We start from the raw sequence: 23,013 nt of genomic DNA, 5'->3' as shown, positions 1-23,013 counted from the left end.
CCATAAAATTGATACATATTCATAATTTGAGACCTGACAGCTTTACTCTGCTCTATGCCCGGCAAAAACCTGTCAGGTCTTTTATTATTGATTATCAACACTAATCATAGGGGACAATTTCTAAAATAGCAATTTACCCCCCTCATTTTAGCTGTTCATCCACCATCCATCCCCTCCGCTCGCTTTTACCTTTAGTCTCGCCAACAGGCCATCGTATGTATGGACCTGTTTCGGCACTTCGACTTATTACAATATCTAAAACCTGCTTGTTTTTATGAGACGATCTTTGCCATGTCCTCCGCATGCGGGTGCCCTGACCGGCTACCGCAGGACCCTACAACTGTTCCTCACTTGCCTCTTCTCTTTTATCAGTTTTTCCGTTTTGGCCCAGCAACGCGTGAGTGGCGTTGTTCAATCGGGCGGCGCACCGGTGGCGGGAGTCACCGTTACGGTGAAAGGCACCACCACGGTGAGCACCACCGATGATCAGGGTAAGTTTTCCATCGCTGCCCCCGACAGGGCTACCCTGGTGTTTACCCACGTAAACTATACTACCAGAGAGCAAATCGTTGACGGTACCGACCTCAACGTGCAGCTGGAACTGCTAAACGGCAGTCTCGGTGAAGTAGTGGTGGTAGGTTACAACACCCAAAAGAAGGCCACCGTAACAGGTTCCGTTTCAGTGGTCAAAGGATCTGACCTGGTCAAGAGCCCGCAACCTAATATTTCCAACTCGCTGGCAGGCCGCTTCTCCGGTATCGTGATCAACAACCGCAGCGGTGAGCCGGGTTATGACGGTTCTTCCTTCACCATCCGTGGTCTGGCCACTACCGGCAACAATGATGTGCTGATAGTAGTAGATGGAGTGCCCGGACAAATTGGTGGCCTCGAAAGGCTGAACCCGAATGATATTGAAAGCATCTCTGTGCTGAAAGATGCCTCCGCTGCTATTTACGGAAGCCGCGCTGCCAACGGTGTTATACTCGTTACTACCCGGCGTGGTAAGAGTGGCAAGCCAACCATCAGCGCCAGCTTCAACCAGGGTTTCTCCTCTCCCACCCGCCTGCCTAAAATGGCGAATGCTGCTACCTATGCTACCATCGCCAATGAAATTGCTTATTATAATAACAGGGCCGGTGGTTTGAACCAGCAATACTCGGCAGAAGAGATCACCAAGTTTGGCAACGGAAGCGATCCACTGAATTATCCCAATACCGACTGGACAGACGAAACATTGAAGAAAAGCGCCTTGCAAAACCAGGCCAACATCTCCATCGCGGGTGGCTCGGACAATGTGCGTTATTATGTATCTGCCGGCACTGTTTACCAGGATGGCCTTTACAAAGATGGCGCTACCAAGTACAAACAATACAGCTTCCGTTCCAATGTAGATGCCAATATTACCAAAGACTTTAAGGTAGGCTTATACCTCTCGGGCCGTGAAGAAAACCGTCAGTTCCCGATCAGTGGCGCAGGCGATATCTTCCGCTCTATTTACAGGGCTTATTCCACACTGCCTGCACGTTATCCCAACGGACTCCCCTCAAACGGTATCGAGGGCAACAACCCGGTGATGATGGCTACCAGCATAGGCGGCATCAATAAAAATCCCACGCAGGTATTCAACGGCATCCTTAAAGGCAGCTACAACATTGCCGCTGTTAAAGGATTGTCCATCGATGGATTTGCAGCTTTCGACAGATCATGGTCATTCGCAAAAGCCTTCAGCACACCTTATTTATTGTACAATTACAATAAGAGCACCGGCGCCTATGAAACAAGGATCGTTGGAGGCTCCAACAACGCCGCTACACTGAACGAAAGTCAGCAAAACATGTCGCAGGCTACCTACAATATCAAGCTCAACTATCAACGGGCCTTCGGTAACCACAACATCAACGCCTTCGTAGGTTATGAGCAAAGCAAGATCAACCGCGAGACCTTCGGTGCTTCACGCATCAACTTCCTCAGCGTGCTGACGCCGGAACTTTCACAAGGCGGTACGGCTGCCACCGACCGCGACAACAGCGGCAGCAGCTACAGCTTCACGCGTAAAAGTTATATCGGCAAGATCGCTTATGACTTCAACGAGAAATACCTCGCAGAAGTACAGATGCGTATCGATGGCTCGTCTACTTTCCCGAAAGGCAACCAGTATGGTTACTTCCCCTCTGTATCAGCAGGCTGGCGTATTTCAAAAGAAGCCTTTTTCAGCAATGTCTCTTTTGTCAACGATCTGAAACTACGCGCTTCTTATGGAGCATTGGGTAATGACAACGTGGGTCTGTTCCAGTATTTCACCAACTACTCGCTCAAGAACCAGTACGTGGTACAAACGAGCAATGGGCCAGTGATCGTGCCTGGTCTTGACCTTACCAAAATTGCCAACGAAAACATCCACTGGGAAGATGCCCGCAAACTGGACATAGGCCTCGAGGGTGTTATCATGAACGATATCTCTTTTGAGTTGATCTACTTCAGGCAACAACGTTCCAATATCCTTGCCGTGCGTAATGCATCCATTCCTTTTGTATCTGGTATCGTGAATCCGTTCTCCGGCGACCCGCTGGTGCCTTCTGAGAACATTGGTAAAGTAGACAACAAAGGCATTGAAGCTACCGTGGGTTACAATAATCGGAAAGGCAAACTGCATTATGGTATTAGCGGCAACTTCACGTATGCCAAGAGCAATATCGTGTTCATCGATGAAGCACCCGGCGTATTGCCTTACCAACGCCAAACAGGTCACCCGCTCAACTCCTACCTGCTGTACAATGCCATCGGTATTTACCGCACACAGGATGAGATCGATAAGACGCCTCACCTGCCCAACACACAACCCGGCGACCTGATCTACCAGGATTACAATGGCGACAACAAGATCACAGCCGACGACCAGGTGAGAACGAAGTATGGCAACATTCCGCAGATCATGTATGGCGCGGTATTCTCGCTCGACTATTCCAACTTCGATCTGTCGATGGTGTTTTCCGGACAGGCGCAGGTAAGTCAATATGTGCTACCTGAGTCAGGAACGGTGGGCAACTTCTACAGCAGCTGGGCCGATAACCGGTGGAGCCCTACCAACATCAACGGCAGCTATCCCCGCGTAGATACCCGTACATCCTCCTCCATCAACGGTGGTTTGTACAACAACACCTTCTGGCTGAATGATGCTTCTTTCCTGCGACTGAAAAACGTGGAGCTGGGGTACAACCTCACCGGCAACCTGCTATCCCGTGTACACATGCAGTCGGCCCGCATCTACGTAAACGCCTTCAACCTCTTCACCATTACCAAGGTGAAGGATTATGATCCGGAAGGCAACAGTGGCAGCGGCCAGTTCTACCCGCAGCAACGCATCATCAACGTAGGTGTAAACGTCAGGTTCTAATTCTAAAAATGCAAACAATGAAAACCAAACATATTTTTTCTCTCCTTTGTGCAACAACACTGGCAGCCGGTATGGCTTCCTGCAAAAAAGATTTCCTGGAGATCACGCCCACCGATAAGATTGCTGAGACCGCCGTACTGGCCGACTCCGTGGTGTTTGAAGCATTTGTAGTGAACCGCTATATCGGCGCCAGACTACAGGACAAAGAAGGCGATGGTACCGATCCTGGTTTTGGAAGAGGTTTCGAGTACAGCATGTGGAGCTCCATCACCGATGAATCTATTTATAACAACGACGACAATACCTGGCTCATCCAACGTGGTCAGCTTGCACCGGAAAACCTCGGCATGGCCGGCACCATCTGGCCACGCAGCTACCGCAGCATCCGTGAATGCAACTTTGCCCTCAATGGTTTGGATGGTATGAAGATGAGTGACGCCCGCAAAGCAAGGCTAAGAGCTGAGCTGAAGTTCATTCGCGCTTTCCGTTATCATGACCTCATCCGCAATTATGGCGGTGTAGTACTGATGGGCGATAAAGTATACTCATTGAGCGATAACCTGCAGGATGATGCACTGTTCCAACGCGCCTCACTGAAAGCAAGCATCGACTACGCCGTGGCGCAGCTGGATGAAGCAGCAGCGGGATTGCCAACAGACAACAACGACAGCTGGCCGCTGGGCCGCGCCACCAAAGGCGCTGCGCTGGCTTTGAAAGCAAGGTTGTTGTTGTACGCTGCCAGCCCACTGTATAATGTAGGCACCTGGGCAGCAGCCGCTACTGCAGCACAAGCTGTGATCGGCATGAACAAATACAATCTTTACCAGGGTGGTTATGGCAACTTGTTCCTTGGCACAGATAATACGGAATTGATCTTTGCACGTCTCTATACCAGGAACGCCGGCCACACGCACCTTGAAATCGCCAACGGTCCCAACGGCTATGGTGGCTGGGGTGGCAACCTGCCCTTGCAGAACCTGGTGGATGACTACCGCATGATGGACGGTAAACCCATTACTGACCCTACTTCCACTTACAATCCCGCTACTCCTTATGTAGGTCGTGATCCACGTTTCGCTGCCACCATTCTCTACAATGGCGCGAGCTATCGTGGTGGCACAGTTGATCTGTATGTACCCGGTGGCAAGGATAGTAAAGATGGTCCTGATAACTGGAATACTTCCAAAACGGGCTACAACCTGAAGAAGTTTATGAACGATGCTTATCCATTACAGAACCCCTGGGGTAATGCAGGCTTTCAGCCGTGGTACTATGTGCGCTATGCCGAAGTGCTGCTCAACTATGCAGAAGCAGCCAACGAAGCGTACGGTCCCGATGTGCTACCAGCAGGTGCTACAATGACAGCCCGTGCCGCAGTTAACCTGGTACGTGCCCGCACAGGCGTGAACATGCCCGCTGTGGCTGCCGGAGTTTCACAGGCTAACCTGCGCGATGTGGTACGATATGAGCGAAGAGTAGAGCTGGCTTTTGAAGAACACCGTTATTACGATGTAAGAAGATGGCAGATAGCGGATGTTACCGAAAACAAACCGGCGACAGGCATCATCGTTACCAAAACAGGCAATACCTATACTTATACACCGAAAGTAGCATTGGACGGACGTCATTTTGAAACCAAACATTACTGGCTGCCCATTCCAAGAGCGGAAATACTTTCATCAAACAACAAACTGAAGCAGAACGATAATTATTAAAATAGTTTAACTGTCAGGTTGAGCCTGTCGAAACCCTTCGACAAGCTCAGGGTGACACTCTATATCATTTGCCATTAATTATTAAACCATCCTAAAACGATTGCTATGAAGCATGCAAGCTCGTATGCCATTGCCCTGCTATTGCTGGCGGGCTGTACCAAAAACATCAAAGAACAAACGCCGGGTGATCAACCGCAGCCTGCAGCGGCTGCGGTAGCACCCCTCGCAGTGACCAGTACCGCCAGTTTCAAAGGATTGAACTGGGCCGACCCGGATGATAATTTCGAAGATGGCTGGGTAGTGATCAGCGGACTGAATTCTGCTGACAACTATGCCACCACCAAGTCAAAAGCAGGCAATATCATCAATGCATTTCAGCAACGGGGCGCCAATACGGTGCGGCTGCCCATCAACCCATCCACTGTGCTGGAATCGTGGTGGAATGCTTACACCGGCGCCATCGATACCATTGCCGGCAAAGGCATGAATGTGATCCTTGCCTACTGGGAAGGCGCCAGTTCGAGAGATGGATTGGTAGACAATACCACGCAGTTCTGGAACATGTGGCAGGCGGTGGTTAATAAATACGGCAACAACAGCCGGGTGTATTTTGAAGTGTTCAATGAGCCACATGGTTACAGCACTACCGATCTGAACAACCTGTATGCCACCTGGCTCAACAATTATCCATCTGTGCCCGATGAACGCGTGTTGCTGGATGGCCAGGGATATGCACAAAACGTGAATGTGGTGGGTGCCGATAGTCGTTTGGTCAATTGCATTTTGTCGTACCATAATTATACCTGGTTCGATAACAACAAGACCACTGTGGGCGATTGGGAAGCAGCTATTGAGTCGATTGCTTATCCGACACGCACCATCGTTACAGAGTTTGGTATACCCATGACCAATGGGAAGAATTATATCAACGCTGCTGGTACCGACAGGGAGATCGCTTACTTTCAGGGCATCACCAACCGGGTGCGGGCAAAAGGCATAGGATGTGTATACTGGCCGGGGCTGCGCAATGGCGACAGCTACAGCTTGCTCACGTTGAGTGGTACCACGCTTACCACCAACAATGCGTCGGGCTTGTCGCGCCTGCAGTATGCCTGGAACAATACCACGGTTACACTGCCAGCGGGCAGTTTCAACAGCAGCGCATGGTATAAAATCATATGCCGTCAAAGCAACAAGTCGCTCGATGTGAACGGATCATCCACCGCCAATGGCGGCACGATCATCCAGTGGGATTATTGGGGTGGCAACAACCAGCAGTGGAAGATCACGAGCCTGGGCAATGGCTACTTCAGTATTATCAACCGCAACAGCAACAAAGCGCTGGACGTAAATGGCAGTGCTACCACAGGCGGGGCCGGCATTGTGCAGTGGGATTACTGGGGCGGCAACAACCAGCAATGGCAGATACTGGATCAGGGCTTTGGTTATTTTGAAGTGATCAACCGCAACAGCGGGCAATCGCTCGACGTAAATGGAGCCTCTACCACCAATGGTGCAGGCATCATACAATGGCCGTGGAATGGCGGACGCAATCAGCAGTGGCAGATAGTTCAACTATAATTCATAATATACAGGTTAATTCACCACGGCTCATGATGATAAAACATTATTTAAAAGGAGTATTAGCAACAGGAATGTTCCTGGGCAGTGGCCAAGCAGGTGCACAATCAACCACGGCTCCCCTTACCCTGACCATCGACACCCGTACCACTTTCCAGACCATCGACAACTTCAGTGCCTCAGATGCATGGGCAGGCCAGTTCGTTGGCTTATGGCCGGATGCGCAGAAAGACAGTATTGCCGATTGGCTATTCAGCCTCGACACGCTGGCCGATGGCAGCCCCAAAGGCATTGGTCTTTCCATGTGGCGGTTCAACCTCGGCGGCGGCAGCACGCAGCAAGGCGATTCCAGCGGCATACGTGATGAATGGCGCCGCGCTGAATCATTTACCGGTACAGATGGGCAATTTGATTTCAACCGGCAGGCCGGTCAGCAGTGGTTCCTCAAAGCGGCGAAGCAAAGAGGCGTACCACAGTTCCTCATTTTCCTGAATAGCCCGCCCGTACAATACACCAATAACCAAAAAGCCTATACGCAGGGCAGCATATGCAATATTGAACCTGCTGTGTATGGCAAGGTGTCCGACTATATCGTTCAATCAATAGAAGGATTACAAAAAAAGAATGGCATACGTATTCAATACATCAGTCCGGTCAATGAACCACAATGGGATTGGAGTGATGGCGGACAGGAAGGTAATCCTTATAACAACACGCAGATCGCCGGGCTGGTAAGGACATTGAATGATGCCCTTGTCAGCCGCCGGTTGTCTGCTAAAATACTCGTCTCCGAAGCAGGCCATCTTAAATACCTGTTGCGCGATGATGACAAACCCGGCAAGGGCAACCAGGTGCAGGACTTAATGGATCCGGCAGGCGCCAATTACATTGGTGGCCTTCCGACGGTGAGCAAAACCATTGCAGGACATAGTTACTTCAGCACCTCCCCTTTTCGCGATGCCATCACGCTTCGCCAGGAACTGGCCAACCGTGTTGCTTCCGTAAAAGGACTTTCCTTCTGGCAATCGGAGTATTGCATACTGGGCGATAACGGTGGAGAGATCAACGGCAGCAGGCGCGATACCGGCATGCGGTCTGCCCTCTACGTAGCACGCACCATCCATACCGATCTGGCTATTGCCAATGCCACTGCCTGGCAATGGTGGTTGTCTATTTCGCCATACAACTACAAAGATGGATTGGTGTATATCGACAAAAGTAAAACCGGTGGTCACTACCAGGATAGTAAACTGATGTGGGTGCTCGGCAACTACAGCCGCTTCATCAGGCCCGGTATGCAAAGAGTCGCCACCACCTTATTGTCCCCTGACAGCACCTGCCTGGCCACCGCTTACAAAGATGTGAAGACAGGCACCGTAGTAGCCGTGCTGATCAACACGGCCAGGACCACACAAACCGTGCAACTAAATGAACACACTGGAAAAACATTTACGCGTGTACGCGCTTATGTAACCAGCCCCAACAAAAAACTGCAACCACAATCCGTCAACAATCCCCTTTTGCTGGAACCCGAAAGCGTTACCACACTTGTGATCGCCGCACCACGCAAAAAGTAATACATAAAATACCCTACAGGATCATGATCTACAAAAAACGAATAGTCACAAAGCAAGCTGTTGGATGGATAATAGCGACCTTGTTGTTAGTATCCCCTTTATTTACCACGGCGCAAAGCAAACATCAGTTCGGTTATGACGACAATAACTTCCTGCTCGATGGTAAGCCCATGCAGATGATCTCGGCTGAGATACATTACCCGCGTGTGCCCAAAGAAGCCTGGCGCCAACGAATGAAGATGGCCAAGGCCATGGGTATCAATACCATTGGTACTTATGTGTTCTGGAACCTGCACGAACCACAAAAAGGTGTGTTCGACTTCTCGGGCAACAATGATATTGCTGCTTTTGTAAAAATTGCACAGGAAGAAGGTCTTTGGGTAGTGCTAAGGCCCAGCCCTTATGTATGCGCCGAGTGGGAGTTTGGCGGATATCCTTATTGGTTACAGAATGAAAAAGGCCTGATCGTTCGCAGTAAAGAACCACAATACCTGAAAGAATATAAAACTTACATAATGGAAGTAGGCAAGCGCCTCGCGCCCTACCTCGTTACCCACGGTGGTAATATCCTGATGGTACAAATTGAAAACGAATATGGCTCTTATGACTCCGACAGGGAATACCTCGATCTCAATAGAAAAATGTTTATCGAAGCCGGATTCGATTGCCACCTGTATACCTGTGATCCGGTAAAAGACCTGTCCAAAGGTTATCTGCCCGGACTGTTGCCTGCCGTGAATGGCATCGACGATCCGGAAAAAATTAAATCACTCGTTCGCCAATACAACAATGGCAAAGGTCCCTTCTATGTATCGGAGTGGTACCCTGCCTGGTTCGATTGGTGGGGAGAGAAACACCACACAGTGCCCGCCCAACATTATGCCGACAGGCTCAACAAAGTATTGGCAGGCGGCGTCTCCATCAACATGTACATGTTTCATGGCGGCACCACACGCGGCTTCATGAATGGCGCTAACTGTTATGATACCGGCTTCTATGAACCGCAGACCAGCAGCTACGATTACGACGCCCCATTGGACGAAGCAGGTAATGCCACACCCAAGTTCATGTTATTTCGCGAGGCCATTCAAAAGAACCTGCCTGCCGGACAAACACTGCCGGAAGTACCTGCCACGAAGCCTACGATTGTATTACCCGCTATTACATTCAGCAAGCCAACCGGTATCTTCTCTATACTGCCTGCTCCCAAAGAATCCACTACGCCACTCTCCTTCGAGAAGCTGAACCAGGCTTATGGCTTTGTTGTGTACCGTACAAAACAAACCGGTGGACAATCAGGTATGTTGTCAATCAAAGAACTGCGCGACTTCGGCATCGTGTTCGTCAACGGCAAAAGAGTGGGTGTGCTCGACAGACGTCTGAAACAAGACAGCCTGCAGGTTGATCTGCCCGCCGGCACCGTTACCATCGACATATTGGTAGAAAACATGGGACGCATCAACTTTGGTCCCAACCTGCTGAAAAACAACAAAGGCATTACGGAAAGAGTAACCTTCAACGGCAAGGAGTGGAAAGGCTGGCAACAATATTCGCTCCCCTTCGACAACATCAATAAAGTATCCGGCACTCCCAAAGCAGCGGTGGCCAATGAGCCGGTATTGCAGAAGGCGACGTTTGAGTTGAAAGAAACAGGCGACACCTACCTCGATATGCGCAGCTGGGGCAAAGGTTGTGCATGGATCAATGGCCACCACCTTGGTCGCTACTGGTCCATCGGTCCGCAGCAAACGATATATGTGCCTGTTGAATGGCTTAAGAAAGGGAAGAATGAAATAGTAGTGTTGGAGCTGTTGAAACCGGAACAAAATGAATTGAAGAGTTTACATAAGCCGATATTGGATCAATTGAATGTGGGTAATCAATAATTTTTTATCCCCCTCGCTCGCCTTCCCGCCGGAAGGCGGGATGAGGGTATTACAAGCGGCTGGCTTGTCGACGCAAGCCGGAGGCTTGCCAATACCCGTCACCAGCGAGACGCTGGCGACTGTAAAACGTAGAACATTAATGCCCCGTAAAAATATTCTCCATATCCTCCAGTGATTTCCCTTTGGTTTCTTTGACCTTGCGCCACACAAACCAGAAGCCCAGTAAACAAATAACAGCATAGATATAAAAGGGAGTAAAGGCGCCCATCTTGCGCGCCAGTATCGGGAAGGTAAATACAAGTAATGCATACGCCAGCCACAACGAGATCACTGCTACTGAAGTAGCCACACCACGCACTTTATCAGGAAATATTTCAGAGATCAATACCCAGGTTACCGGCGCCAGCGACATGGCATAGGTGGCAATGGCTGCCAGCAAAGGCCACGCTGCAGCAGGAGACTTTTGCTGCAACATAAAGCCACTCACGACATACAATAAAGCCAACGCTGCCGCACCAAACAACATCAGCGGTTTCCGACCTATCTTATCCACCTGCCACATGGCCAGGAAAGTAAAAGCCAGGTTGATCACCCCTACAAACACTGTTTGCTTCAACTGATCGTCCTGGTTGAAACCCACACTTTCAAAAATGGTAGTGGTAAAGTTGAACACTACATTGATGCCACAGAATTGTTGGAACACTGCCAGACCAATACCAATGATCACAGCTGGTAAAACCGACTTCTCCAACACAGAAGCATAATTCACTTTTGTAATGCTCTTCACTGTATTGGCAATAGAAGCCATCGTATCTTTTGCATATTCACTGCCGCCAATCTTCGACAGGATGGTAGCTGCTTTCGAATGATGTCCCATCGTCAACAGCCAGCGCGGGCTTTCCGGCAACCAGGCCACACCTATCAGAAAGAGCAACGAAGGAACTGCCCCAAGCCCTACCATCCAACGCCAGGCATCTACCCCATAATTGCGCAAGGAATAGTTGACAAGGTTGGTAACCAATATACCGATCACGATGGTCAGCTGGTTGATGGCCACCATCCTGCCACGGATCTTTGCCGGTGCTATCTCGGCAATGTACAGGGGTGATAACATAGACGCCATGCCCACGCCGATACCAGCCACAAAACGTGCGCCGATGAATAAACCTCTTGTAGCAGAAAAAGCCATGGCAAGGGAAGAAACAAAAAAGATAGCGGCAGCTATCATCAATCCCGGCCTGCGACCATATTTATCAGCAACATTGCCTGCCACCAGGCAACCAAGCACACAGCCCAATGCCAGTGAAGCAGTGGCAAAGCCTTCCCAGTATTCATTAAAAGCAAATTGTTCTTTCAAAAAAGGAAGTGCACCGGAGATAACGGCAAAGTCGAAACCAAACAGATAGCCACCCAAAGCGGAGATAAAAGAGATGGCCAGAATATATCCGTGCTTAAACGCGTATCGTGTTTCCATAACAGCAAGCAGTTGAATAACAAAAATCAGCGTATTCAATCCAAACGACAATGGACAAAAAGCGGCAAAAGATGGACATTATTACGGAATTCTGCAAATATTATAGCCATCCCGCACTTCACTATTGCAGGCAAATTAAAAATAACGACCATATCAGTAGAGCGTAAATAAGAATAACTACGCGGAAAAACAGGTGTTTTAACGGTACTATACACTTAGTTCATAATCTACTTTGCGCTTACCTAAATACTCAAAATACAAACCAAACATCATGACTGTAAATAACACAAGTGCAACGATAATCATCATTGCTGCATTAGGAATTGGAATTGGTGCAGGGATTGGAATTAAAACACTCCTGGACACAAAAAAAACTAATCCAGTTATCGTCGCACTAAATGAAAAAAAATCAAATACACTCCCTTTTGTTAGAGCACAATACATTAAACAAAAGTATGAAGATGAACGGAGAGCACAACGACGAATACAATTAGAACGACAAATATCAGACATGCCAAAGAGGCCCGAGACAGAGTGTATTGTACATAACATTGATGACTTTGTCGCATACGCTAAAAAATTAGAAACCTTCTTTAGAGACTATGAAGACAGCATACAAAAAAATAAAAAGCAGGAATTCCCCACTAAATTCAAGCCAGGGGTGGCATTATACTTTTCCAAAACCTATGACTACAATTATATGCAAATAAACTCAAAGGATACAAATTTCCTATTAAGAGATAAGTACACAATTTTCATGGCCCCTGTACATTTCTCCGAAGTACGCCAAGAAATACCCTTTCATGAAATATCAAATGGAGACGACTATTGGCAAGGAGATGACGGCAAAAATTTAAAGGTATTAATACTCGATTCGTTAATATCGCCATTTAATAAAAATGCGGGTATAACACAAACTTATTTCTATAAAAAGGCATTTAAATTTTTCAACGAAGATCCCGGAGCTTTCGACTTATCCCACACCAAACCATGACGATATTAGGTTTTATAACATTATCAACAGAAGTGGTGGCCTGCATCACTTCTGTTATTTTATTCAGGTCATTACCTGGGAAATGGGTTTTGTGGATACCCTTTCTTGTTTATACCTGTATTACAGAAATATGGGCAACCAGCATTGCCTACTCTGCCCTGGAGTCCTACAATGCCTGGTTGTACAATCCATACATTATTATTTCTTTCACTTTCTATGCGTGGTTCCTTGTCTACATTTCAATTTTATCGTCTAAATACAAATCACGAATATATTATACCATATTCTTCCTGGGAGTTCTGATCATGATCTGGTATCTGATATGGGGTGACAGAGATAACCTCATTAACATTACGCTCAATATTGGCTCTTTCCTCATTTGCCTGTTGTGCCTGCTATTCTTTTATACCCATATCAGGAATCCGTCCCACCACCAATCCCTCCCCAAAGTGCCAGGATTCTGGATAGTGGCAGGTCTACTCATTTTCTATACCGGTTTTTCTTTGTGTGCTGCCGCGTATGATTTTTTAGCAAAAAGCAAGATACTTGTTATCAACTCAACGATTCAAAACATCATCTCGCAGGTATTATCCTTATTTTTATACAGCAGTATAACGATCTCAATCATTCAATGCAGATCTCAGTCAAAGATATCATCAGCATCCTGATTACGGGTTCCGCATTCCTAATCTTGCTGGCAGGATTTATTCTCCTGCTGGTGAAACTATTCGACAAAGCGAAGAAAAACTTCGCGCTGGAAAAAGAAAACATCAGCCGGGAATACGAAACACAGATACTGCACACCCAACTGGAAATACAGGAACAAACACTGGAAAAAATCAGTCAGGAGATCCACGATAATATCGGGCAGACATTGAGCTTTGTAAAGCTCAACATCAATACCATCGACCTGAACAAGCTAACAGAAACAGAAAGAAAGCTGGATGAATCAAAAAACCTGATCACCAAAGTGATCCAGGACCTTCGCAACCTTTCCAAAATACTCAACACCAGTTTTATTAATAATGTAGGACTTGCCACCAGTGTCCAATACCAGCTCGATTACCTGCAAAAAACGGGTGTGTATGAAACCACCTTTATAACATCGGATAATATACCCAATCTTCCTGCAGATGTGGAAATGGTGCTTTTCCGTATTGTACAGGAACTGCTCAATAATATTGTGAAGCATGCAGCTGCCAGCAAAATAGAACTGGAACTCACCTACACAGAGAATAAACTGGCGATCAAAGTACAGGATAATGGTAAAGGATTCGATAAATCACTGCTGGCCGACAAAGCCAATACCAAAGGGCTTGGATTATCCAATATGAAAAAAAGACTTGATCCCATCGGCGCAGTGATCAACATCGACAGCGAAATGGCCGTAGGTACCTGCGTGATAATTACTCTTCCCATACAGTCATCCCATCCGGAACAGGCAACTGTATAAAATAACCTTGTTAAGGAACGAAACTGACGACCGTGTTAGGACCAGGACGCTGCTTGATGATCTCAGTTCGTTGCACAGGTGTCCAGGGCATTTTACCAAACTGCCCAAAGTCGGGATAAGCACCCAACTGATAGAACTGTATAAATTCAAAAGGTACTCCTTCCGCTCCCAGCGGTGAGTTGGCGTTGGCAATATGAAAGTGAAGATGTGGTCCGGTAGTTTGTCCGGTAAAACCAAGCGCAGCAATTACATCTCCCTGGTTTACCCGCTGTCCCGGCTTCACCCGGATGCTGCCGGGTTTCAGGTGTTCATAGAAAGCAAAGTAACCGTTGCCCATGTCGATAGAAATATAATTGCCCGTTGCTTTATCAGCAGCGTAAGCAGGATGTCCCGATAAAGTGGGGCTTTCCGGAAAGTCATCACGCACAGATGCCACTACGCCATTGGCCACCGCTTTTACAGCTGCTCCATATCCAAACCAGTTTTTTATGGAGTCTTCTGCACCTGCGGCATAGCGACCTGACGAATCGAGCAATATAAAGTCGATGGCAAACCGCCCGGGAATACGCTCTTTCCCATCAACCGCGTATACCACGCGCCGGTGCCCACGCTTCCAGGAAGGATCATACACCGCCGCCCATGCGCCACCACTTAGCGGCGCACCGATCAACACAGGCGTTAATGGCAAATGACCAACACTACCACCGTAAGCAGTTGCCGTCTTTTCTTTTTTGGGATGTATCGTTGTGTAAGTAAGCCGGTGGTTTAAACCAGCAGGCACAATGTGCAGGTCGGCCTCTATGTAAACGAGGCCGGTTTCATGCGGGGGCAATACGGCTGTTCCGGCTTGCGATATATCTCTGCTGAATCTTTTGCTTAATTCATCACCGCTCATTGACTCTACCAGCACTTTGTCCTCAGTAAGTATATCCAGTTTTTGCAGGACAAGAGAATCTTTGCTGTTGTTGGTGAGCTTAAGTTCGTAATACACGGTTAGCCAACCGTCGATCATAACTACTTTGGGATCATACAATACCTGCATGCCCACCAGTTCCTTCGACTGCTGACCGAATGTAGTTGAGAGACCAGTGATACAACCCACGGTCAACAAGAGCCATACTTTTATCCGCTTCATAACTGATAAATGTACCTTCTTTGAACTATACCGGCAAAACACATGGACACCCCGGCATTTTGATCTCCTGTTGCAGAAAAATCTTCCGCCGTCAATGATGAACCCCGCCAGCGGATTTCGTAAATTCAAACACCACCACCAGTCAGGCCGCTCCAGGCGGCCAGACCCAATTTGGATTGAAAATCCGACAGTTATGAAATTAAGGGATTTACTTCCTGACAACTCCTGCCACCGATCAGCCCCACTTGGCTGATACCCTTATCGAGACCTTACCGAGACCTTACCGAGACCTTGTCGAGACCTTATCGAGACTTTATCGAGACCCAATTCTTCAGCAATTCCTACTCAATCCCCTACCAATCCCCTGTCAGACCTATTCCACATCTATCCACGTTCTCCTCCTTCTTATCAGTTCAGTAATCTTATTGCCAGAACTGGCATACTGACGATTCAGCCTCTATTGACCAACAACAAAAAGCCCCTCCCGGTAATCCGGAAGGGGCGTATAAATTAAAATGTCTTAGTGCCCGATTAAACTACCTTTTTCCACAAGGTATTGAAGCCACCCGTCATGTTGTAAGGCAGGATCTCGGCAATCTGGCAATCCAGTGATTGCAGGGCCTTCACTCGCTTGGTGACGAGGGAGAAGGGGAATACATCTTCCACAAAATTGGTCTTGCTGAAGCGTATGATCTTAAACTGGTTGGCGGCAGCCAGTTTTTCCAGGTCTTTTTGGGTAAAGAATTGCACGTGGTCGAGGTTATCAGCCTGAGACTGTACAGTAGTGCCTTTATAACCCAACATCCGCTTTATCTTATTGATGAAGTTTTGCAGACCGGGGTTCTTGCGGGCACGCAGCATCGGCTTTGTCACCAATGCCTCACGTGGTCCTTTGCCGTTGGGCACTGTTACCACAAGCGTACCGTCATCTTTCAATGACCTGTATAATGTCTTCAGTAAAATTTCGGGCTGGTGAAGATGCTCCAACACTTCGCTGCAGATCACTGCATCGAATTGCTTACCCTGGGCAATCAGGTCTTCGGCGCTGATCACATCAAACCGCACATTGGGCAGCTTGTTCTTGCTGCGGGCTACTTCGATCGTCTTCTGGCTGATGTCGATACCCAGCACATTGTAGCCAAACTGGCCTAAGTGCCTGCTGATCACACCATTACCACAACCTACATCGAGGATGTTGCCACCTGCGGGAATTGCCTTTGCAAGGCTGTCTACAATGAATTTTAAGCGTTTAATATCGGTAATACGCTCGTACTCATAAGTGATTGCTGACTGCTCCATACAGCAAAGTAACGACGGAGAATAAAGATATGCAACTGCTAAATGATTTTTTTCTTAAAATACTGAAAATCACTTAACAGCGAGCTGTGGAATAAATAACCGTAAGATAATACCGCGATACCCAAAGACCCTATTTTTCGACGGGTCGGGGATTGTATTTTGCTGTGAAGTATTGGGCTTCTTCCTGTAGCAGCTGTAATACATCGGGAGGAATATTGTCGTTGTATTGACTACTTACAAACTTGTACAGACTGTTGAAATCGTGATGTGCTGTTCTTACATCGGCGATGGCTTTCATACGTGCTGAAGTTTGAGGAGTGGCTCCTTCCAGGAAACTCTTTACTTCACTATTGGTAATTAAACTCATAGGGATAAGCGTTATGCAGTGAAATTACAACAAACAACCTTATGAGCAACAAGTCAACGAAGTATATAGTAAAATACCGTATTTCTCCCGTACTGTTACCCCGTAAAAAGGTCCAACGCTTATCCCCGTGAGATTTTTTTATTGTTTAATGAACCTGATCGCACTGTTTTTGTTACCGTCATACCACACTGCCTGATATATGCCTGCCGGCAGTTGGTGCACATCGATGGTTCGCACCTGGTTGCCAGGTTGTAGTTGCCATTGTATCCGGGTCATCAATTTGCCGGTAGCATCATAAATGATCATCGGTATTGATTTACTGACGGGTGAATAGATCGTAAAGATGGCCTGACTGCCCGTCACCGGATTGGGTGTTAACTGTATGCTGACTGATTGTCCTTGGCCACGATCCAGCAGGATGATGTTGGAATAAGTAACATTCCCACCCGCCTCTTTCATTTGTAAGCGATACCAGGCTTTGCCCTGTGGCGGTTGTTGATCGGCAAACTGGAAAGGATTCCCGCAATCAACTACAGTAGCTGACACCACACCTATCTGACCGAAATGGATCCCATCGGTACTGCGCTCGATGATGAAATCTGTTTTCTCTGTACAGGAAGCTTTCCAATGCAGCCTGCTTACCGACGCCTCTATCACTCCTTTAAAATACTCCAACTTCACAGGCAGCGCCGAATAGGCTTCACTGGCAACATAAAAAGTAGAGAAAGAGCTTACCTGCGCGGTATATACATAATCCAATCCCCAGGTAGTAACAGTAGATGTCAGTGGAGCAGCCTTATATACTATTGCCTCTCCGCAAGCTTCGCTGTTTTTAAAGAGCGTAAGATCGCTCACGTTGATGATCCCTGAACCGGGTGTATTTTTCAATGACTCAAATTCTGCTTTGCGAATGTAGAAGCGAACACTCACCGGCGTGGCAGGCTGATTATCTACTTTGATAGTGATATTACGATCCAGGTATAGACGGCCTGCTTCATCTTTACGTGTAGTGCCATTGTGTGTATAGAATTGTACCTGCACATTGCCGAGCACATTACCATTGGCATTGATCTCCAGCACCGCGTTGCCGCCTTCATCTGTAAAAGGCACCCACTGGCTGGCATTGGCCGCATTGATAGGCGTTGTACCAATATCCGTGCAGGAGCCCGGTGTGCCACGCGCTACCAACGCCGGCACTGTTATAAGTTGCGTAGTCAGCGGCTCGCGCCCCTCCAGCGAAGTGAAATTGGTTGGTTCACTGAAAGTATTCGATACAAGATCATACTCGAATAAAGTGCCACCATAAGCAGCACCACCATTCGTCATAGTTCCATACAGCTTGTTGTTGTACAATAGCATAGTGCCTTGCGTATAGGACCCTCCGGGAGACAGGAACTGATGTTTTTCGGTATAGGTATTGGTCGCCAGGTTGTACTCAAACAGCACCCCATCTATTCCCTGAAACATATCAGGATTGGTAGTGCCATACAATTTATTATTGTACACAACCATGCCGGCGTTATACACCTCTCCTGCGCCGGGCAAAAAATCGTATCGCTTGATAAATCCATTACCGGCAGGTATATACTCAAACAAAGTGCCGTTATTATTAGCTCCACCTTCGGTAGTAGTGCCATACAGCCTTCCATTGTGCAGGGTTAATGCTGCACGTGGGTATCCACCAAAAGATCCGCCGAACGTAACCCGTACAGCGTAGGTATTCGTGGCCAGGTCATACTCATATAAAACACCCTGACCATTATTGCCACCGCCAATAGTGATCCCATAGAGTTTATTATTGTATTGCACGGGAGCGCCTTCAGGGAGGTAACCAGTAGCCTGACTGAAATGGTGCTTCACCGTATAATTATCGTTCAGGGGATCAAATTCATACAATGCTCCACCAATAACAGTACTACCTTTCGCAACGCCATATAGTTTATTATTATACAGCATCATTCCACCCAGGTCACTGTCAATGGTACCCACATAACCAGTAGCAGCTGTCATGTGCTGACGCACTGCATAGGTGCCAGTAGCCAGATCGTAAGAGAAGATCACTCCTTTGTCATCGCTGCCGCCGTTTTCAGTAATACCATACAATTTACCGCTGTAATAAGTGAGCTTTCCTTTGGGAACGTGGCCTGTAGCAGAAGTGGAGAGGTCAATCTTTTTGGTTATTCCGTTAATGAGCGGATTGTATTCAAACAAAGCGCCCAAGCTGGCAGATCCTCCATCATAAGTAACGCTATAGAATCTGTCGTTCAGTAATAGCAGCGGAGAACTTGGATGTGAGCCCATCGTCGGGCCATTGAAGTTTACCTTCTTCAGGTAGGTGTTGGTAGCTGGATCATATTCGAACAGGACGCCTTCATCGTTTGTGCCACCATAAGCAGTAAGACCATAGAGTTTATTATTGTACAGCAGGAAGGGGCTGTAGAACGCATTACCATTTGCCGCCGACATATCAACCTTTTTGACGAATGTGTTTTGCACAATATCGTATTCGAAGATCGCGCCCTCATCATTGACACCTCCCCGCCAGGTGCCGCCATATAGTTTGTTATTGATCCTTACCAATCCACCAGCCGGTGACTCCGCGCCGATGGTGCTCATATCAGCTTTTTTGGTGATGATATTATTGGCCGGATTAAACTCAAACAAAGTACCCTTACTATTCAACCCTCCATTGGAAGACACTCCATACAACCGGTTATTGTAAAGCAGCAACGGGCCTTCTGACGTAAACCCAACCGTACTGTTGAACTCAGCCAGCTTTGCATATACATTATTCACCGGGTCATAAGAAAAGAGTACTTCATCAAAAGTAGTTCCATACAATTTATTGTTGTATACCACTAATCCCACGTTCGGACTTGTGCCGGAGCCGTCCTGGAAAATATGCTTGGCAGATAACGTATTGGCAACAGGATCATATTCATACAAAACACCATTAAGATCGTCCGTAGTGCCGGAAGTAACGCCATACAACCGGTTTTGAAATATCACCATGCTGCCATTTGGATATCTGGCGCCGATCCTGTAAAAGTCGATCAGCTTGGTATACGTATTGGTAGCAGGATTGTATTCATAGATAATGCCTGCATTGCGTTCGCCCGCACCAGACATTACACCCAACAGCCGGCCATTATAATTCACCAGCCCCTTATCTCTCGGTGAGTTGCCGGGCACGCTTAATTCAAATGCTTTATGCGGCCTCACACCAGTGCCATCATACTTGGAAGAGAACAAAACGCCCTGTCCATCAGTACCTCCAACCTCTGTAGTGCCCCAGAACTGGTAGATACCCTGTGCATGGCTATGCAGGGTGCCACACAACAGGAGGAATAAGGCTGTGTATATTTTTTTCATATCAAGTGTGTTTTAAGGAGCCACCAAATTAGGTTGCGTGGCGAGGCGCCAAAAGACACGCTTAACGGATGAGGAGTTTGGATTAACGGAAGTGGAATCGGGAATTATGTCAGAATATAACACGCACAGGTTAACTCATTATTATGCTTTACCTTGTATGGCATCGCGCAAAAGCTACCTGCACGGAAGTAGATATATTACACCCCATAAAAAAATTTGTACATGGATACAAGAAGGGAATTCCTGCGCAAAGCAGCCTTGCTCTCTGGCGGCACTGCTTTCTTTAATACGTTACCACCTGTTATTCAAAAAGCACTGGCCATCGACCCCGATGCCGGCACTACTTTCTATGATGCTGAACACATCGTTTTCCTGATGCAGGAAAACCGCTCTTTCGATCACCAGCTGGGTATGCTGCAGGGCGTTCGCGGCTTCAATGATCCACGCGCCATTCAGTTGCCCAATAAAAACCCCGTATGGTTGCAAACCAACAAAAATGGTGATACCTATGGTCCGTTCCACCTCAATGTAAAAGATACCAAAGTGGCCTGGATGGGCTCACTGCCGCATGGCTGGACCGATCAGACCGATGCCATGAACAATGGTAAATATGACCAGTGGCTGGAAGCAAAACGCGCCCGTAACAAAGCGTTTGGTGATATGCCATTGACGATGGGTTATTGCGATCGTAAAGATTTCCCATTTTATTATTCATTGGCTGATGCCTTTACCGTATGTGATCATAACTTCTGCTCCAGCATTACAGGCACGCACCCCAACCGTCATTATTGGATGACCGGCACCGTAAGGGAGCGTAATGAAGCGGCTGCTGTTGCCCACCTGTGGAACGTGAGTAACTATGAATACCCCGAACTGGATTGGAAAACATATCCCGAGCGTCTCGAAGAAAATGGTATTTCCTGGAAGGTATACCAGAATGAACTGACGATGGGTTATACGCTGAAGAGTGAAGAAGGTTCCTGGCTGAGCAACTTCGGCACCAACATCCTCGAATATTTCAAGCAGTACAATGTTCGTCTGCATGCCGGTGGCATTGCCAACCTGCAAACGAAGAAAGAGAATATCCTGAAACAGATCGCCGACCTCGAAAAGCAAACTGGCGATGAAAGAACTGCTACACGACTGGCTGCCGCTAAGAAAGTGCTGGAACGCATTGAAGTGGCGCAGCAGAAGTTCACAGCTGAGAGCTATGACAAGTTGACCAAGGAGTTGAAGGCTCTGAATGAAAAAGCATTCAGCACCAATACCAATGATCCCTTCTTCCATGAGATCACTTCGATGAAATATGCTGACAATGGCACAGAAAGAACGGTGAACGTTCCGAAGGGTGATATCTTCCACCAGTTCCGTGAAGATGTAAAGAATGGTACACTGCCTACTGTATCCTGGCTGATGTCTCCCGCCAACTTCTCCGATCACCCCGGCAACCCCTGGTATGGCTCCTGGTATGTGAGCGAAGCGATGGAAATATTGTTGCAGAATCCCGAAGTATGGAAGAAGACCATTTTCATTTTGACCTATGATGAGAATGATGGGTATTTCGATCACATGGCGCCTTATGTAGTGCCCAATCCTTATAAAGAAAACACCGGTAAAGTTTCAGCAGGCATCGACCCAAAACTTGACTTTGCTACCAAAGACCAGCAAACAAATCCTTCTGCTAATCCTGCCAGCATCCGTGAAGGCTCCATCGGCTTGGGGTATCGCGTGCCAATGATCATTGCTTCTCCGTGGACAAGAGGCGGCTTTGTAAACTCAGAGGTATTTGACCACACTTCTTCTTTGCAGTTCCTCGAAAACTTTTTGGCAAAGAAGTTCAACAAGCAGGTTAAAGAAGAAAACATCACTGAATGGCGCCGTACCATTTGTGGTGACCTTACTTCCGTCTTCCGCCCTTACAATGGAGAAAAGACAGAGCGTCCTGCCTTCCTGGAAAGAGATGCTTTCATAGAAAGCATTCACCAGGCACAATACAAGGAGATGCCTGCCAACTATAAGAAGCTGTCTGCTGCAGAACTGGAAGCAGTGCAAAACAATCCCCTCAGCTCTTCCTTTATACCCAAGCAGGAAAAGGGTGTGCGGGCAGCTTGTGCCCTCCCGTATGAGATGTATACCGACGGGCAATTTGATAAAGCTACCGGGCAATTTGCAGTAAGCTTTACTGCGGGCAATAAAGTGTTTGGCAACAAAGCTGCTGGCTCGCCTTTCCGGGTGTATGCTGTGAATGCTTATGAGCAGGAAGTGATGCGCGCCTGGGATTATTCGGTGAAAGCCGGTGACCGCTTGCAGGACGAATGGAAGTTGAGCAGCTTCAATAATGGATTGTATCACCTGCGCGTGTACGCTCCCAATGGCTTCTTCCGAGAGTTCAAGGGCAACAATGGCAACCCGCTGCTGAAAGTGGCTTGCACTTACGAGCAGGGAAGCAATCAAAAGCTCACCGGTAACATCGTGATCACCATCATCAACAACGATACCAAAGCGCATACCATTACGCTCAACGACAACCATTACAAAACCGGCAAGCAGGTAAAGACGATCGCTCCGGGCGCTAAAGTAGCTGTGCCCGTGAAGCTTACTACCTCCTTCCACTGGTACGACGTCAGTGTATCAGTGAAGGGTTATGACCAGTTTGAAGAGCGCTTCGCCGGTCACGTGGAAACCGGTGTTGTTTCCAAGACCGACCCGCTGATGGGAGGCGTAGTATAAATAAATACCCACTAAGTAGTATAGTAAAGGGCCTTG

14 protein-coding genes are annotated in these 23,013 nt (G+C 47.7%); 9 read left to right on the top strand and 5 right to left on the bottom strand.

Features of this window, described 5'->3' with window-relative positions; translation table 11 throughout:
* Window positions 1-274: 274 nt before the first annotated feature.
* From AC5JBY_RS11585 to AC5JBY_RS11565, 5 genes are all read left to right on the top strand, one after another.
* On the top strand, window positions 275-3,394 hold the full coding sequence (locus tag AC5JBY_RS11585; RefSeq protein WP_495904750.1) for a SusC/RagA family TonB-linked outer membrane protein: 3,120 nt from the start codon (window positions 275-277) through the stop codon (window positions 3,392-3,394).
* Window positions 3,395-3,411: 17 nt separating this feature from the next.
* Window positions 3,412-5,109, top strand: a complete 1,698-nt coding sequence (locus AC5JBY_RS11580; RefSeq protein WP_495904749.1) for a RagB/SusD family nutrient uptake outer membrane protein — start codon at window positions 3,412-3,414, stop codon at window positions 5,107-5,109.
* A 105-nt stretch (window positions 5,110-5,214) separates the two neighbouring features.
* Window positions 5,215-6,690 (top strand): RICIN domain-containing protein, encoded by a 1,476-nt coding sequence (locus tag AC5JBY_RS11575; protein ID WP_495904748.1) that lies wholly within the window; start codon window positions 5,215-5,217, stop codon window positions 6,688-6,690.
* Between the two features lie 32 nt (window positions 6,691-6,722).
* Complete coding sequence (locus tag AC5JBY_RS11570; RefSeq protein ID WP_495904747.1) at window positions 6,723-8,267, top strand: glycoside hydrolase; 1,545 nt, start codon at window positions 6,723-6,725, stop codon at window positions 8,265-8,267.
* A 23-nt stretch (window positions 8,268-8,290) separates the two neighbouring features.
* Window positions 8,291-10,153, top strand: coding sequence for a glycoside hydrolase family 35 protein (locus AC5JBY_RS11565; protein ID WP_495904746.1), 1,863 nt, complete (start codon window positions 8,291-8,293; stop codon window positions 10,151-10,153).
* A 136-nt stretch (window positions 10,154-10,289) separates the two neighbouring features.
* Here the strand turns inward: AC5JBY_RS11565 and AC5JBY_RS11560 are convergent, their stop codons facing one another.
* A complete protein-coding gene (locus AC5JBY_RS11560) occupies window positions 10,290-11,627 on the bottom strand; it encodes a sugar porter family MFS transporter (RefSeq protein ID WP_495904745.1) in 1,338 nt (445 codons plus the stop codon).
* Window positions 11,628-11,898: 271 nt separating this feature from the next.
* Between AC5JBY_RS11560 and AC5JBY_RS11555 the strand changes: the two genes are divergently transcribed.
* Genes AC5JBY_RS11555 through AC5JBY_RS11545 form a run of 3 tightly spaced genes read left to right on the top strand, consistent with a single transcriptional unit; the run spans window position 11,899 to window position 14,074 of the window.
* Window positions 11,899-12,621 carry a hypothetical protein gene (locus tag AC5JBY_RS11555; RefSeq protein WP_495904744.1) on the top strand — a complete coding sequence of 241 codons (723 nt, stop codon included), beginning with the start codon at window positions 11,899-11,901 and terminating at the stop codon, window positions 12,619-12,621.
* Window positions 12,618-13,289: a hypothetical protein gene (locus tag AC5JBY_RS11550; RefSeq protein WP_495904743.1), complete on the top strand. Its 672-nt coding sequence runs from the start codon at window positions 12,618-12,620 to the stop codon at window positions 13,287-13,289. The genes AC5JBY_RS11555 and AC5JBY_RS11550 overlap by 4 nt, the downstream gene beginning before the upstream one ends.
* Window positions 13,253-14,074, top strand: a complete 822-nt coding sequence (locus AC5JBY_RS11545; protein WP_495904742.1) for a sensor histidine kinase — start codon at window positions 13,253-13,255, stop codon at window positions 14,072-14,074. The genes AC5JBY_RS11550 and AC5JBY_RS11545 overlap by 37 nt, the downstream gene beginning before the upstream one ends.
* A 10-nt stretch (window positions 14,075-14,084) precedes the next feature.
* On the opposite strand, the gene AC5JBY_RS11540 is transcribed toward AC5JBY_RS11545, so the two are convergent.
* The 4 genes from AC5JBY_RS11540 to AC5JBY_RS11525 all read right to left on the bottom strand — a co-directional run bounded on the left by AC5JBY_RS11540 (window position 14,085) and on the right by AC5JBY_RS11525 (window position 20,247).
* On the bottom strand, window positions 14,085-15,209 hold the full coding sequence (locus AC5JBY_RS11540; RefSeq protein WP_495904741.1) for a M23 family metallopeptidase: 1,125 nt from the start codon (window positions 15,207-15,209) through the stop codon (window positions 14,085-14,087).
* 531 nt (window positions 15,210-15,740) lie between these two features.
* On the bottom strand, window positions 15,741-16,508 hold the full coding sequence (locus tag AC5JBY_RS11535) for a class I SAM-dependent methyltransferase (RefSeq protein ID WP_495904740.1): 768 nt from the start codon (window positions 16,506-16,508) through the stop codon (window positions 15,741-15,743).
* Between the two features lie 130 nt (window positions 16,509-16,638).
* Entirely contained in the window at window positions 16,639-16,875 is a 237-nt protein-coding gene (locus AC5JBY_RS11530) for a hypothetical protein (protein ID WP_495904739.1), read from the bottom strand.
* Window positions 16,876-17,013: 138 nt separating this feature from the next.
* Window positions 17,014-20,247, bottom strand: a complete 3,234-nt coding sequence (locus tag AC5JBY_RS11525) for a choice-of-anchor tandem repeat GloVer-containing protein (RefSeq protein ID WP_495904738.1) — start codon at window positions 20,245-20,247, stop codon at window positions 17,014-17,016.
* Window positions 20,248-20,469: 222 nt separating this feature from the next.
* Between AC5JBY_RS11525 and AC5JBY_RS11520 the strand changes: the two genes are divergently transcribed.
* Window positions 20,470-22,977: a phosphocholine-specific phospholipase C gene (locus AC5JBY_RS11520; protein WP_495904737.1), complete on the top strand. Its 2,508-nt coding sequence runs from the start codon at window positions 20,470-20,472 to the stop codon at window positions 22,975-22,977.
* The last annotated feature ends 36 nt before the right edge of the window (window positions 22,978-23,013 follow it).

Source organism: Paraflavitalea sp. (assembly GCF_059502485.1).
The sequence above is the reverse complement of the archived record's forward strand: the minus strand, read 5'-3'. Positions and strand labels throughout refer to the sequence as shown.